The sequence below is a fragment of the Nitrospiraceae bacterium genome (genome assembly GCA_019637075.1).
GTDB lineage: Bacteria > Nitrospirota > Nitrospiria > Nitrospirales > Nitrospiraceae > JAHBWI01.
On the sequence record JAHBWI010000002.1, the window covers coordinates 219,593 to 234,282 of the forward strand.

Annotated in this window: 16 protein-coding genes; 7 read left to right on the plus strand and 9 right to left on the minus strand. The window is 60.1% G+C overall.

The window, feature by feature from the left end:
- Window positions 1–3 precede the first annotated feature (3 nt).
- The 4 genes from KF814_05245 to KF814_05260 all read left to right on the plus strand — a co-directional run bounded on the left by KF814_05245 (window position 4) and on the right by KF814_05260 (window position 2,999).
- Window positions 4–513 carry a hypothetical protein gene (locus KF814_05245; GenBank protein ID MBX3235536.1) on the plus strand — a complete coding sequence of 170 codons (510 nt, stop codon included), beginning with the start codon at window positions 4–6 and terminating at the stop codon, window positions 511–513.
- 94 nt (window positions 514–607) lie between these two features.
- Window positions 608–1,108, plus strand: coding sequence for a hypothetical protein (locus KF814_05250; GenBank protein ID MBX3235537.1), 501 nt, complete (start codon window positions 608–610; stop codon window positions 1,106–1,108).
- Between the two features lie 332 nt (window positions 1,109–1,440).
- The gene (locus tag KF814_05255) at window positions 1,441–2,673 is read left to right on the plus strand and encodes a hypothetical protein (GenBank protein MBX3235538.1); all 1,233 of its coding nucleotides are present in this window, start codon (window positions 1,441–1,443) and stop codon (window positions 2,671–2,673) included.
- Window positions 2,674–2,762: 89 nt separating this feature from the next.
- Window positions 2,763–2,999, plus strand: a complete 237-nt coding sequence (locus KF814_05260; GenBank protein ID MBX3235539.1) for a hypothetical protein — start codon at window positions 2,763–2,765, stop codon at window positions 2,997–2,999.
- 146 nt (window positions 3,000–3,145) lie between these two features.
- On the opposite strand, the gene KF814_05265 is transcribed toward KF814_05260, so the two are convergent.
- Together KF814_05265 and KF814_05270 are read right to left on the minus strand one after the other, a co-directional pair.
- The gene (locus KF814_05265; protein MBX3235540.1) at window positions 3,146–3,886 is read right to left on the minus strand and encodes a hypothetical protein; all 741 of its coding nucleotides are present in this window, start codon (window positions 3,884–3,886) and stop codon (window positions 3,146–3,148) included.
- Window positions 3,887–4,355: 469 nt separating this feature from the next.
- Entirely contained in the window at window positions 4,356–5,984 is a 1,629-nt protein-coding gene (locus KF814_05270) for a DUF4384 domain-containing protein (protein MBX3235541.1), read from the minus strand.
- A 215-nt stretch (window positions 5,985–6,199) separates the two neighbouring features.
- On the opposite strand from KF814_05270, the gene KF814_05275 reads away from it, so the two are divergent.
- From KF814_05275 to KF814_05285, 3 genes are read left to right on the plus strand one after another with little or no spacing between them, the layout of a single operon-like run.
- Window positions 6,200–6,742: a sigma-70 family RNA polymerase sigma factor gene (locus tag KF814_05275; protein ID MBX3235542.1), complete on the plus strand. Its 543-nt coding sequence runs from the start codon at window positions 6,200–6,202 to the stop codon at window positions 6,740–6,742.
- The gene (locus KF814_05280; protein MBX3235543.1) at window positions 6,739–7,416 is read left to right on the plus strand and encodes a zf-HC2 domain-containing protein; all 678 of its coding nucleotides are present in this window, start codon (window positions 6,739–6,741) and stop codon (window positions 7,414–7,416) included. The genes KF814_05275 and KF814_05280 overlap by 4 nt, the downstream gene beginning before the upstream one ends.
- 49 nt (window positions 7,417–7,465) lie before the next feature.
- Entirely contained in the window at window positions 7,466–9,655 is a 2,190-nt protein-coding gene (locus tag KF814_05285) for a caspase family protein (protein ID MBX3235544.1), read from the plus strand.
- A gap of 129 nt (window positions 9,656–9,784) precedes the next feature.
- Here the strand turns inward: KF814_05285 and KF814_05290 are convergent, their stop codons facing one another.
- From KF814_05290 to KF814_05320, 7 genes are all read right to left on the minus strand, one after another.
- A complete protein-coding gene (locus KF814_05290; GenBank protein ID MBX3235545.1) occupies window positions 9,785–10,174 on the minus strand; it encodes a roadblock/LC7 domain-containing protein in 390 nt (129 codons plus the stop codon).
- A 35-nt stretch (window positions 10,175–10,209) separates the two neighbouring features.
- On the minus strand, window positions 10,210–10,887 hold the full coding sequence (locus KF814_05295) for a response regulator (GenBank protein MBX3235546.1): 678 nt from the start codon (window positions 10,885–10,887) through the stop codon (window positions 10,210–10,212).
- Window positions 10,888–10,945: 58 nt separating this feature from the next.
- Window positions 10,946–11,926, minus strand: a complete 981-nt coding sequence (locus tag KF814_05300; protein MBX3235547.1) for an ATP/GTP-binding protein — start codon at window positions 11,924–11,926, stop codon at window positions 10,946–10,948.
- A 430-nt stretch (window positions 11,927–12,356) separates the two neighbouring features.
- The gene (locus KF814_05305) at window positions 12,357–12,830 is read right to left on the minus strand and encodes a hypothetical protein (protein ID MBX3235548.1); all 474 of its coding nucleotides are present in this window, start codon (window positions 12,828–12,830) and stop codon (window positions 12,357–12,359) included.
- The gene (locus tag KF814_05310) at window positions 12,805–13,368 is read right to left on the minus strand and encodes a hypothetical protein (GenBank protein ID MBX3235549.1); all 564 of its coding nucleotides are present in this window, start codon (window positions 13,366–13,368) and stop codon (window positions 12,805–12,807) included. Before KF814_05310 ends, KF814_05305 begins: the two co-directional genes overlap by 26 nt.
- A 3-nt stretch (window positions 13,369–13,371) precedes the next feature.
- Window positions 13,372–13,872: a hypothetical protein gene (locus KF814_05315; protein ID MBX3235550.1), complete on the minus strand. Its 501-nt coding sequence runs from the start codon at window positions 13,870–13,872 to the stop codon at window positions 13,372–13,374.
- A gap of 3 nt (window positions 13,873–13,875) precedes the next feature.
- The gene (locus KF814_05320) at window positions 13,876–14,643 is read right to left on the minus strand and encodes a carboxypeptidase regulatory-like domain-containing protein (protein MBX3235551.1); all 768 of its coding nucleotides are present in this window, start codon (window positions 14,641–14,643) and stop codon (window positions 13,876–13,878) included.
- Between the last annotated feature and the right edge of the window lie 47 nt (window positions 14,644–14,690).

Genomic DNA, 14,690 nt, shown 5'->3' on the forward strand with positions numbered 1-14,690 from the left:
CCCATGAGCATACGGTTACGGCACAAGATGCAAGCTACCGGCTGGGGCATTGGTCTACTCGGTATGCTGATGTTGGTTATCACCGGTCATGCCGCTGCTCAGGAAGGGATGAAGGAATGTGAACTAGATACAACTATCGTGATCGCGGCGGCAGAGGCAACACAGGACAAGCCGAATGAAGGCGCAGTGGAAGAACGTGCCGTCCCCAGAATGCAGCCAGGCCGCCCCGCCCTGCCTGTGTTCAAGGGTGCCACCATTGAAGGCAATAAGCTAACAGCTAATCCCGGATATGAAGTCGGTGTTCGCCAGGACGGGGTCATCATGCTTATGCCGGTAGGAGGTGGCGGGCTCGGCGCCACCGGCCGCTGCGTCTGCAGCAGCACCGGTACCGGTTCCTGCTACGCGTACCGAGACAGCAACAAGAAGATTACCTGCTTGTCCAAAGGTCAATGCACCTCCTGCAGCATTACGATTGATAACCCCGCAATGGGCGGGATGAAGGCCATACAATAGACATCGGATCGGGATGGTGTGATCTCACGATATGCGACGCTGATCATCCCTATCCATGAGGGACCGCAGACTCATTCGCAAAGGAGGCTCTCCAATGTCGCAATGCAAAATATTGTCCGTCCTATGCGGGCTTCTCTTTCTGACAAGCTCAAACATCCTCGCGGCCGACAAGGACGACATGGTCTCGGAAGAGAGCTCCTGCGAGGAGAACGCGGTGCTGGTGATTGCGCAGGCAGGATCGCCGGAAGAACCAGCTTCCGGGGCTATTCAAGAACGCGCCGTTCCTCGCATGGGACCCGGTGGTGTCACCCCACCAATCACACGCCTTGAGGGCGGTGTGCTCGAGGGCAATCGGCTCCGAGCCAATCCAGGCTATACTTTGCAGCCGCTCCCAGGCGGAAAGGTGATGCTCAGACCTAACAGTGGCGGCAACGGCGTCGAAGCAAGCTGTCGTTGCCCCAAAACCGGCGGTTGTAGCGTTTCGGTTGACGGCGGGCTGGCCCTCTGCATCCCGTCATCAACGAATGGGTGCAAGGTCAGCTGCCTCATGATCCTCGGGGCCCAACGATCAGGTGGCAACATGATGATGCAATGATCTGAAGGAACTCGCCTTGAACGTCAGGGCGAACTTCGCCGATCGCGCTCCGAATCCCATGGCGGTGCGTAGTGCGTGTGTGAACACGTACTGCCCAATACATATTCAATGCATTCAGTTGCGCCGCGACCAGGGACATCCGTTCAACGGCGGCTGTGCCATGAAACAGCCTAATCCCAACATCGGACGTGCATTTCTTCTGATCCCGCGGGATTCATTGTTGATCTTCGAGTGAACCTGCCGGACAATCCTTTCGACTCATTTCCGAATACTCAGGCAACCAAGGGACAGTCGCCATAGCGGACCATCACCTTCGGACCAGGAGGCACCAGATGCGACATAGAGCAGTCCTCACATTCGTAGCAACAGCAGCATTATGCATGGGGCTTGCCGGCTGCGCGGCAAAGGACCCTGGTAAGGACCGCGTCGCGAAAGACACCCCGGCAATGGAAGTTCCCGTGATTCCCGACGAGACGCCTTCCGGGCAGGCAACGGCGGCGCCGGACACGGCGGGAGAGGTGCAGGAGCGTGGGGTTTCGCGGGTGCTTCCGGGTGCGACCGCCGGGACAGCGGTCGTGGGAGCCCTATCGACCAATTTCACCAGCGCCTATCCCGGGGAGTTCGCCTTTAGAACGCAGACAGGCTATTACCTCACGGCCATCAACGGCGGCGGCCGGACCGGAGACCCAACCGTCATCACGAGCGCGACTTCGGCGGGCCCCTGGGAAAAATTCAAGCTCGGTATCGCCTCGCCGCCCTCCTCCTATGACAAACTCATTCAAACCGCGACAGGAAACTACCTGACGGCGGTCAACGGCGGCGGCATGACCGCGAATGTGTTGCACACCGACGCGACACAGCCGAAGGATTGGGAACGGTTCCGGCTGGTCTATATGGGCGGATACCCCCCGCCCTATTACGGGATCGGGACAAGCAAAGGTAACTTCCTCACGGCCGTGGGGGCCGGAGGGCGCTACCAGGACGCCGTCCACAGCGATGCCAGACAAGTCCAAGCCTGGGAGCAGTTCCGCATCGTCAAATGTGGTGATCCTGGCTCCGGGTATGAGTACGGCATCATGGCGGCCGACGGCGAATTTCTCGCCTCCTCCACCTATCAGGGCAAGACCTGGTTCGGCCTGAACGGCCACCCGAGTGAGCCGGAGATGAGACTCAAGGTGATTCGACAAGGCGATGGCACTTTCGCACTCCAAACCGTGAATGGACGATACGTCACTGCGCTGGGAGGCGGCGGGCAAGTCGAGAAATACGACAGGAAATATTGGACACCTGATTGCGGAGGCCTCTTCGGCGGGCCCTGCGTCGGGGGATCCTCCCCCATCTTCCACATTGACGCGACGCAGGTGCAGGCCTGGGAAAAATTCCGCCTCATCGACCAGGGCAACTGCACGTACGCGATTCAAACCACGAGCGGATTCTTTGCCGGCATTTTTAAAGATGGCTCCGGCGTGACCTTGTTCACGACAAGACGGGACGGCGCGTCGACACCGAACGAGAAATTCCAACTAGTCGTGTTCGGCCTGGCGTCACCGCCTATCATTCAGTAGGCACGGTAACAGGTGAGTTGAAGACTTGCCAGTCAAGTACACAGCAGCGCCGGCCCAACACCCACGTCCTATTTTGCGGCGGCGACACCATGCTCTGTTGCACCGTCGACAACAATACCAATCAGGTGATCAATTGCCGGAAGCCGGCCGGCAGTCACATCATGCCTGGCCTGCAGGGCAACAATATCGGCGCCGCCGGGATGGCCGGGGTTCAACGACGCGGCACGGCGGGAACGGCAACGGCATCCGATGAGGATACTCCGGTTCCTTCAACGCTCACCCCGGAGCTCGTAAAAGATTTGGTGAAAAAGCCCACTTCGAAATAAGGCTTTCGAGCGAGTCTCCGCATCGGCAACGCGACGCAGAGCCTGTGTCGCGCAGGGAGGATGATACCGATTACCTGCCTGCGCCGACACAGGCGTATGCAAAGGATACAAGACGCGCCGGCGCCGCGCGGGATCGATCGGGCGACTTACCTGGGGAGATACTTGACCACGTAGTCGGTGCCGTGGAACGAGGCTTCAAGGACCTGGATCTGGGCCGGGCTCATCGGATTGATGCCGGCCTGCATGAGTAGATCGGCACGGAGTGTCTGCCAAACGATCTGATCGAACTGGGTGCGGGTCTGCGGATGGCTCAAGGCTTCACGCACGCCGGTTTCAATCGCGTTGCCGAGCGTATCCAGGTATTTCTTCGACACCTCGCAGATATTGATCGGGAAAATGACGTCGAACCAGTACGTGCATTTGTCCTGCGGCTTGAGTGTTCCCCGAAACCCCGCCCGTACCGCCTGGTACGTGGGAAATCCCTGCTGGTTCGTCGTGGGTAGAATGAAGATATCGACAATCGCATTCTCGCCCACCGTATCACCCACCGCCTGATCACCTTCGGGGGAATAGTCTCGGTAGTAGGTCTTGAATTGCAGGCTCGGGAAATGAAACTCCAGATGCAGCTCATTGCCTTCGGACTTCACCACCGGTGGGTTGGACAGACCGTTTGCATGCACGAACACGCGGCTGCCGTTTGACGCCTCATGCACATACGGCGGGACGGTGAAGCGTCCGGCCAGACTCCGCCCGATCGTAAAGTTCGAGTCGACTTGCCCACGCAGGTTCGTCAGCTGCACGAACGATTTCGACAGATCCCCGCCGAGCAGGAGCGCCAGTGGAATCGTCTTGACCAAAGGCGCCGGAGCCTGTGGCGGTTGCATCATCGGCTGCATCCCTGCTCCAGGTATGCCTTGCTGCCGTTGCCCCGGGATCGGCGGCATCTGATTGGGCCCTGGCATCTGTTGCCCCATTGGAGGAGGAACCGGCTGCACCGGCACGGATGGGGTATTGGAACGAGGGGGAAAGACTTGCGCGTCCGCCAGGGGAATAGGCCCGTACAGCGATGTCAATAATCCGAGTAGCACCAACGACGTTTGAAGCCCGAGGGACAGCAAGGTGATCATTCGTTCCGAGGAGAGCCTTCCATCCTGTGTTGCTCACGAGTCGCCATGGGATCCATTACTCACGAGCTACGCTTCACAATAAACTCGTCACCAGAAGAGTGAATTCGCAGGATGTCCAAACTGATCGACGGCAAGGCCGCAGCGAACGAAGCGGCGACGCGTACTTCGCCTCGGCCGTTGAGCCGCTGAGCGATGCGAGAACGCAGTTGGCGATCATTTCAACATCCTGCTACTGGTGGCGAAACCAGCGCGTGACCCGCACATCATCTCCCACCTTCGCCGCCACATAAGAGAGCGGGGTGACCTGGACGGCCTGTTGCGCTTCGTCACGCACCTGAGTGGCATGACCAGCCTGAGTCTTGCCGAATCCGTTCGGAATCACGGCCGGTTCCTCGACCTGCGCGGCAACCTGCCCCGCCGGTCGTTGTTGGCCGGCCAGTTGCGCGAGACTTTCCTCCACATCGGTCCGCCGCGCGGGAGAGGCGACGAGAAAGAAGGTCTCCACCCCCTTGAACTGATCGAGCGTGAACCAATAGGGCCCGTCCGGGAAGGCCTGCTCCACCTCCGGCTTGAGCGGATTGCCGACCGTGCCGTTGGCCGTAGGGAAGACCGGCTGCGCCCACCCCGAACCATCGATGGAGATCACGTACACGAAACATTCACAGTTGGTTCGCACCACCAGCTTGAAGCGATCTCCGTCCTGCCCGCCCTTCAAGGTTTCACCGTCCTGCACGAGCGTCACTTGCTTTCCGTTCGGTCCATTGACCTGGCGGATGAGCGCCACGTCCAATGCCACCGGTTCAACCGGTCCTGGGATGCCTCGCGGATAGACGCCGCCCGGGTACGACACGCCGACGTTAGGGGCCTGCCCATAAGGCTGCGGCATCCCAGGCTGGGCATAGCCCTGCACCGGCTGCTGGGCGTAGCCTTGCATCGGCTGCTGATATCCCTGCATCCCTTGCTGCTGGTAACCACCCATCGCCCCTGGTTGCATCGGTTGTTGCTGATAGCCGCCCTGCATGGCTTGTTGTTGATAGGGATCCATCTGCTGTTGGTACGTCCCCGGTTGCATCGGCGGCTGACCATAGCCCTGCATCCCTTGTGGAGGATAGCCGGGAGCGGGAGCCTGCGCGGCCATGCCCGGCGCGGCGGACGGATAGCCCGGTTGCGGCGGTAATCCCTGTTGGGCTGGATAGCCGGGCTGGGGCGGGTATCCACCCATCTGCCCTCCATAGGGTTGGGTCCCGTACTGGCCATACTGCCCGCCGTAGGGCTGTGTCATGCCATAGGCAGGAGCCTGCACATTCATGCCGGGCACAGAGGCATAGGGATTACTGGGATCATAATACCCTCCGACCTGCCCTTGATAACCGTATTGCGACGTTCCGTACCCACCCATTCCACCATACCCGCTCATGCCGCCGTATCCGCCCATCCCGCCGTATCCCTGCATTCCATAGCCACCCGCCATGCCGCCCGCGGGATTGTACGGATCTGGGTATCCCATACCCATGCCCATCCCCACACCTTGCTGGCCGGATGCTTGGGCGTTCATCATCGCCTGTTGCTGCTGCATCAGCATGGTCGGCGGGACCAACGCCGCAGGCGAGGTGCCCATGGGCAACCCCATCGCCACATAGGGCGTGCTGAGACGCACCATCAGCCGATTCATGTCTTCGGAATACTTGCCGCCGTAATTTTTGTTGCTGGTGACGAGGAGATTGCGGGCGAATTCAATACCGGCCGGAATCAAAAACGGCGCGGCGGCACAGGACGCCAAAAGCAGAAAGGGCACAAAAACCAGTAGCCCCGCGTGGGTGCTGGCAGGGCGCCGGAGCGACTGTCGGCGTGCATTCATGAGATCACCTCACCTTGTACCCGTCTGTCGCGCCATCCCTGGAAAGGTTCACGATTGTAGTCTCTCGTTTATCGAAGGGTCAACGGGCCGCTATTGAGGGCGCGGCGGTATCTGTGCTAGAGCTGAGGCGCCCGGGCAGCGCTTCCCCGTATTATCCTTGAACATGTAGGCCCATGGATCCGACTCACGACCAGAATGCAGCGGAGGTTAGGCTCGTGACGGAGGTGGCAACGGAAGATCCCCAGGCCTTTGAGAAGCTGTACGGGCTCTACGAACAGCGCGTCTACCATTATATCTGTACATTGGTGCGGGATCCCAACCTGGCGGAAGAGGTCGTCGGCGACGTCATGCTGGCCGTGTGGCAGGGGGCGCGTCGTTTCGCCCATCAGTCGCGGGTCTCCACATGGATTTTCGGGATCGCACGACATAAGGCCTTTGACGCGCTTCGCCGCCATGGCCGCCACCAGCAACAGGCGCTTCCGCTCGACGACGCACCGGACATTCCCGATCGGGAGGACTCACCGGTCGAGCAGATCCATCGCGAACAATTGGGGTGGATCACCAGACAAGCCGTGGCCAAGTTGTCCCCCGAACATCAGGAGATCCTTCGGCTGGTCTTCTATGAGGAGCTGCCCTACGACGAGATCGCAACCTTGCTCGAGATTCATGAAAGCACCGTCAAGACGCGCGTCTTCTACGCAAAGCAGCAGCTGAAACGTCACATGGACCGCGTGACGGCAGGAGAGTCCGTGCTATGAGCGCACCGCACGAGACCCAAGCCGCACATCCCACTGCCCTGCTCCTCCCCTGGTATGTGAGCGGCACCCTGAAGGACCAAGAACGCCTGGCGGTGGAACACCACCTCGCCGACTGCGATGCCTGTCGGCGCGAGATGGAGGAACTCAAAGCCTTGCGGCTCCCGATGCGGGATGCCTTTGCCGCAACACCGGCCCCCGCCCCACGGCTCAAAACCGCGGTGATGGCCAAGATCCAGAGCGCCCGGGAAGATCGTCCCGCTTCCAATTCCCAGCCGGCCGCACTCCCAGTGGGCGAAACCCTTGAACAGTGGTTCCGGAACCTGTTTGCACCGCGCTGGATGCCGACGCTGGCAGCCACGCTCCTGGTCGGCCAACTGCTCTTGCTGCTGTGGTCGGCGGGGCAGCAGAGCCCGCTGCCTCCGAGCACCATCTCCACAAGGGCTGTTGCCCCCGTGTCCACCAAGGTTCAGATCCTGTTTCAGGAATCGGTCACCGAGGCACAGATTCGACGGATCGTACAGGGCTTGCAAGGCCGTATCGTGGATGGGCCTGGTGCCGATGGACGCTATACCGTGGAAGTGGGACCGGCAGTGGCAGATCAGGTCGATGCAAGAATCCAGAGCCTGCGACAGCAGTCCAAAATCATTCGGCGGGCGGAGCGGCTGTCGCCTTGAACCTTTTGCCGAGCGACACGACAGACCGACCATGAGGCGAGGAATCCCCATGATGCAGCGTATCGCGACCCTGCTTCTCTGCACCCTGATCGCTTTTCCCACGGCTCAGGCTGCGGAAGCAGGCAAGGCCGGGACAAAACGGGCCTTGCTGATCGGCATCAATCGTTACCAAGTACTTCCCACTCTCAACGGGTCTCTCAACGATATCGAAACCATGCGGCAAGTACTCACCACACGCTGGGGGTTTCAGCCGCAACACATCGCGATGCTCACCGACCAGGCTGCCACCCGAGCCGGCATCTTTGCGGCTTTTGAACGATTGGTCCAAGAGACCGGCCCATCGGACATGGTCTACGTGCATTACTCGGGACACGGCTCCCAAGTCGAGGACGTCAGCGGTGACGAAGTCGACGATCACCTGGACGAAACGCTGGTGCCGCATGACGGACGAACTCCCAACATTCCCGACATCACCGACGACGAATTGGAGGCCATCGTCGCCAGGCTGAAGGCCCGCAGCGTCTTGATCGTCCTCGACTCCTGCCATTCAGGAACCGCAACGCGTTCTTTGGACATCCGGACCCGTTCGGTCCCGCAAGATACGAGGACTGAGCTGTACCGATCGTCCGGTGTGCAAACGCGTCAGGTCGTCCCGGTCACCAGCACACGCTACGTCCTCATGACCGGCGCCGCCGCCAACCAAGAAGCCCTCGACGGACCGGTCGGGGGACGCTATCACGGGTTTTTTTCCTACTCACTGTCTCGCAGCATGGGCTCGGCCAGCCCCTCCGCCTCGCCGCGGGAGATTTTTTCGGGAGTCGAGAGGGAGATGAAACGCATCCAGGCCCACTTCGGCCGCATCTCGATGCCGGAGCCACAACTGGAAGCCCCTCCCGCGCTGATGGACGCCCCGCTCCTGCCCGCGCCCTCCGAGCCGGGCAATGGAGCGAATGCGACCGGGACTGCCCGTTTGCCTTGGGTCGAGGTCAAAGCGCAGAACGGGGGAGACTTTCTCCTCGTCAACGGCCAGTTGCTCGGCGCCACGCCGGGATCGACGTGGGCGGTGTATCCTCCGAACGAAGTGGGATTCGCACCCGGCAAGTCGCTCGGCCTGCTGACGGTTACGCAGACACGAGCAAAAGATGCCCTCGCCAAACCGCAGGGCAAGGAGCTTTCGGTCGCAGCCGGCTCGCGTGCCGTGGCATTTCTGCCGGCGGCTTCGCCGGAACGAGTGCCCATTCGCCTGTTGGATGTCCCGAAGGAACGTCGCGCAAAGATCGAGCAGGTCCTGCACGAACAGGGACGTGAGGTGCAAATTGTCGAGCCTGGGCAGTCGGCTCAATTTCTGGTGGATGTGAAGGAGAATCAGCTACAGCTGTATTCCGCGGATGGGCTGCAGCTCGTCAGCTCGTTCGCGATGGAAGACTCGCAGTGGGGCGCCGGGCTGGCGCTGGTGTTGTCCCGTTCCGCCAACGCCTCCGAACTCCTGACCCTGGATAATCCTTCGGCGCAGATCAAAGTCGACGTGAGAATCGCCGGAGCGCCTCGCCGCCAAAGCCGCGGGATCGCCGTGGTCGCTGACACGGAACCGGCACAGTACCGCATCCGGCGCGAAGGCGACCCCCGCACAGCCGGTAACAGCCTGCAGTTGGAAATCCAGGCAACGGCGGATAGCTACCTGACCATTGTGGATGTGGATTCCGAAGGGCACCTTAATCTTCTGTTTCCGACTGAACATCAACAAGCGTCCTTCTATCCCGAAGGTTGGGTGCGGGCCGGTGACGTGGTGACGATTCCGGATTCGTTGCAGTCGGGAAATCATGCGGGTTTTCATTGGGACTATGCGCCTCCGACCGGTACCGACACGGTGCGGGTGTTTGCATCGACGGATCTGGAGACCGCGCAAGCCATCCGCCGGAGAGTGAGGAGTACTTCCGCGCCGGCGTCTCAGGCTACGACAATGGTGACCACGCGATCGGTGGTCGCATCGAGCGTCACGAATCTCCGCCAGGACTTGAGTCGAATCGCCACGCGTGGACTCTCCTCGGTCTACGATCCGACTCCCGCTGCCTTGACCGGGCAGCCGGCAGCTCCTTCGATACCTGCACCAGCGGCCCCGACGCCAAGCCCGATGACGAATCCCGTCCCTCAAGCCGATCCCCCTGCCGCGCAGCCGATCGCGAACGGACCTCCGGCCGATTGGACCGCAACGTCACTCACAATCCAAGTTGCGCCCTGAGCTGGGCTTTGATGGAACGGGAAGATCGACCTGACTCTGGACCGAGGCGGAGTGGTCTTAGCGAGCCGGTCATGAGGAAAGGCAGCTGGCGTGAATTCGAACGGAGAGGATCGAAGGAGTTGATCCCGGCTAGGCTGCGGCGGCAGGGACGCTGCTCGCCATGTCTTCCGCACTCCGCTTGGTCCAACTGAGCAACGCCCCGAGCCCTCCGCTCGACTCTGTCAGGCAGACCAACACGAAGTCCTGAGCGATGTGCTTGAACAACACGATCCCCTTGTCGTTTTCGGAGATGATAATCTGACAGGTACCGAGTGAAAGCTCCTTGGCGATGGCATCTCCCAACGCCATCAGGGAGCTGCTCATGACGGCAGCCCGTTCGCCGTGATGGTTCTTACGCTGCTGTTCGGCGACCAACCGGCCGTCGAGCGTGGCCACCATAACCATGTCGGCTGCGTCACAGCTTGCACAGAGCGCCGCGAGATGATTGCCGAAATGGGCTTTGAGTGTCTCAGAGATCATGTCGTGCGCTCCTTGCTACAGGCCTCCACTGAACGTTACAACCCGGCCTGCTCGTCGGAACCCTCGGCTGCCCGCTGAACGCCGGCCCGCAGGTCCCCTCCCGCATCACCCTGTCGCCACTGCTCCGCGCAGGAGGAGCAGAGCGTGTCGTTGACCTTGAGGTCGGAATGCTGCGACAGAAACTCATCGACAGGCTGCCACTGTCCGTCCGCGTTTCTAATCTTCTTGCAGCCGCAGCAAATCGGAGCATACCCTCTCAGGACCTTCAATTCCCTCAAGGCCTCCTCGAGTTCACGCTCCCGCTTTTTGCGCAGATCCATTTCTAATTTCTGGCTGAGCACGGAGCAGGTCCGTCCGATGAGTTCCACGGGAATGACCGGCTTGCGAATATAGTCCGTTGCCCCTGCGATGAAGGCCCGTTGGAGACTTTCAGCATCCGTCTTGGCGGTCACGACGATGATCGGGATATGGGACAATTGGGGTACCGCCTTGATCTTGCGACAGGCCTGCAGCCCGTCGACGTCCGGCATCATCAAATCCATAAGAATCAGATCCACGGGCATCGGGGTCGCGCCCGCGACGCCGATACCCAGCAGATCAAAGGCCGCGGCGGCAGAACTGACGGCGTGCGTCTTCTCATACCCGGCTGCGCGCAAGACCCGCTCGAGTATCAACAGTTGTTCAGGCGCATCGTCGACAATCAAGATACTCATGGCATGCTCCTCATCATTCAAGCAAACCGCCGACTCGTGTAGCTTCGCGGAGCCGTCGTCAGCGGCGGACCATCGGTTTTCGCGTCTGCTCCAGCATCGACACCAAGGCGCTGACCAGCGTCACCACATCGGACCGCTTTCGTGGGTCGACGGGAAACACCGGCCATGGCTGCTGCCGAACACGGAAATAGTCCTCATACTTCTGCAGCGCCGGTTCCTGCGCTTGATCGCGATGCGTCACCCCGACCACCATGGCCGTGGACTCGATCAGATCGGAAAATATGAAACTGTAGTAGTCCAGTTCCGCCAGCGGATTCACGATGCGGTTATCCAGCAGAATGACGAGCCCCAATGCCCCCTTGCAAAGAATCTTGCTCATGAAGTCATAGCGGCGCTGCCCGGGAGCTCCATACAACCGCAACCGTCGTCCATCGTCCAATCCCATCTCTCCATAGTCCATCGCAACCGTCGTCAAAGGCTTGAGCTTGGAGACATGGTCGGATGCCGCCACGTCCGTTCTGATCGTGGGAACGTCGCTGATGGACTCGATGGCCGTGGATTTCCCTGCGGCCACACTCCCTGCAAAGAGCAATTTGATCTCTCGAAACCCGCCATCCTGGACGGCCCGCCTTGTCGCCACCGACGTCAACCGGGTCTTCAGGGCTGCATACGGATCGGCTACAAGCGGTTCGTCCGACGGGGTCGCTAGCGGAAGGGACGCCTTCATGACATGGCTGGACAGGTCATTGAGAAACGCCGTCAGGCTGTGGGTCCGGATGGGCTTACGCAATACCCATTGGGCACCGGGCACCGGCGAATCAGACACGGCCACGGCAATCGGCGACACGGTGTGGCATGCCTGCTCCCACATCATTTTGCTCCGAGGATTGGATAAATCGTACAGCACCGCATGGGGATTTCCGGACTTGATCACCGAACAGGGACATTGCAGCTGGTCGGAGGCGAAGGAGAGAATCATCGACAACAGCATATCCTCCGGCTCCGGCAGTCCCTCTGTCATGAGTGTGAGTTGATCCATGGTAAACCGTCACCTCGACGCGCAGGAGTTGAGTGGGGTTGGTCGTTAGCAACCCATGGGTTGGCACTAGGGTAGTTGCAGGCAGCATGCCACTTACGGGGGGATCGGATGACATCTATATGAGAAGCCAGAATTCTCCGACGAACCGACAAGGGGGCCGAACGGCCCTAGATGATACGATTCAATGGTATACGTTGCAGGCGATTAGGGAGATTGGACCCAAGCAGGGAGACCACAGGCGCGGCTGACGCACCGATAAAGTGCGACCGTACCGATGCGTATCTCTCGGCAGAACGTCGCCCTACTGTGCGAATTCGTCAGTACTTGCCAATTTCCGTCCCTTCCCAAGCACAAGCCGAGCCGTCACGCCGTACGACAAGGGGCGGCGAGGACACGCTTATCAGAGGGCCCGCCTCGTCGGAGTCAGCCCTTAGGCACTATGGTCTTGGAGCGTACGGAGGAGATGGACGGCTTCTCTTACGGCGTTGCGGGCTTTGGAGGCGGGATTCAGGCTGGCGCCAGGATCAGCCTTGTCTCCGATCTGTTGGACGCGACGGCAATGCCGAATGGCATCCTGAAGCAATGAGATCGCCGGCTTCACCTGAGGATCCTTCGCCGGGAGATCTTTCATGATCGCTTGAGCATGCTGCGAGACTTCCCCGCAGTGGTAAACAATAGCCTTGGCATCGCCCATCCCGCCGTGTGCGATCATGTCCTCGGCGTCTTTCAGCATCGCCTCACGATGCTCCTTGATCGCAGAAGGCTCCACTGCCCCCACCCAAGCGGTACCCGCGGGGAACAGCCCCAGGATCAACAAGACGGTGACGACAGAACGAACTGAAGAGGAAAGAGACGGGAGATTGATCGCCGTGGAACCGTCAGTCCGGTTGCAGCGAATAGGCATAGGGAGGTTCAAAGAGACGGCTCGACTGAGTCGAAAATCGGACATTTCGGTACTCGACTGACCAGTCTTCTTGTTCGTGCACAGTTTTTATCACAAAACGGCGGTCTTTTGTCACCCATTGATAGAATCGTTGAGTCCGTCCCCTAACCGACAGGGTCACGTCGAAGACTTCACAAGGGTAACCGTTCCGATCCTCGGTTCCGATGAGCACCCTGGTGGCGTCAGGAGGAATCGTCTCATCGACATGCAGAAGGAGGCTAGGAGGTACCGTCCGCTCCACATAGATTCGGCTTCTCGGGTAGAGGTACCAGGCAACCCCACGATCCTGACGGACGATGACGACGTCGCTACCGGCTTGGGGGAAGAGGTATTCCAGCCGCCAGCGGTCATCGCTGGCAAAGACACGCGTCTGGACCGTCTTCCCCCCCGATCGATAGACTCGCTCCGCAGAAAACTCAAAGGCGTCCGCTGATCCGCTCCATGCCCCCAACGTAAATAGCATTGAGGCGAACAAGAATCCACGGAGAGCCGACAGCATGCGTCAATACCGTCCCCCGGCGTCTTTGGGAGTCGTCAGCCGGCGATACAGCGCGTGGAACTCCGCCGTCGACAAACGCTCGTCCTGCAATTGCTCCAGGCTGGCATGGTCGATGGGAAACTCCACGGTGTCGTCGAAATTCGAAGAGGCAATCGTCACGAACCGCGGTGGAAACAGGTGTTCCGGAAGAAGGATCGTCACGTCTTTATTATATTTCAGCGCCAAGCGAATCGCTTCCCGGGCTTTATCGGCCGGGACGTCACGCCCCATCCCAATGTTGGGTGGAGGCTGTCCCATCCGGGCAAACTGGAGGTGCACATTGGTCATCCCCGCCTGGACGAAATCTTCTTTCACCGGCGCCTGGTTCTGTTGATACTGTTTCGCCAACACGACTTCGATGCGAGTGACCGGAGGAACGGGTGTCTGATCTGCAAGAACAGAAGACGCCTGGCCCATCAGCGCCGCCCCGGACAACAACACTGCAAGCGACATGCGGACGATCATGGCTTACCTCTCCTTGAAGGTCAACTCAGTCTGCACGGTACCCTTGGCTGCCACAGTAATCTCGCGAACCTGCTCGCCCAAGGTCGGATGCCACGCCCGCAACCGATAGGACCCTGGCGGCAAGTCGGAAATGGTGAACGTCCCGTCAAGATTCGTGATGGCATAGTAAGGATTGTCCACCGCCACCCCGTGTCCCTGCATGTACGGATGCATCCCGCACTGCATGATCACGGCCCGACGCCCACCGGTCATGCGAATGAGATCCCGCGTCCCGGCCTTCGTGAGGGCAGGTCGGTGAAACATGATGAAAATATGATCCTGGTCCCGCTCGTAGATTTGCAGGTCGTGCGCCACGGAATCGATGTTCGTCACGGTCAACATGTGACGGTCGCGCATGACGGACACAAACGGGACGAACTGGCAAATGTTCGCTTCCAGTTTCGTTTCCACTAAATCAAAGGCTTTGCCCTTCTCCACGCCGTCGATGGTGATGACGACGTCCTTCAAGCCATGCCCCGGCCCGACCGCGACTTCGCGCAAAAACCGATAGCCCGACCCATCCGACAAGGCTCCGCAATACCCACGATCAGGAGACCGACGCAACTCAAAACGGGTCGGATCCGGCACCTCTCCATCGAACTGTACGGTGCCGGTGACGGTCCCGCCGTCTTGGACGGCGATTTCATCATAGGCACCGGCTGGCGCCGCGGTGAGCGCTGACACGACTGCAAGGCTCCAACTACACAGGATGCTCCGCAAGGTTGGCTTCATGAGGTCCTCGTGTTCAAGCAAAAGTGGGGGAGCCTTGCGGCTCCCCC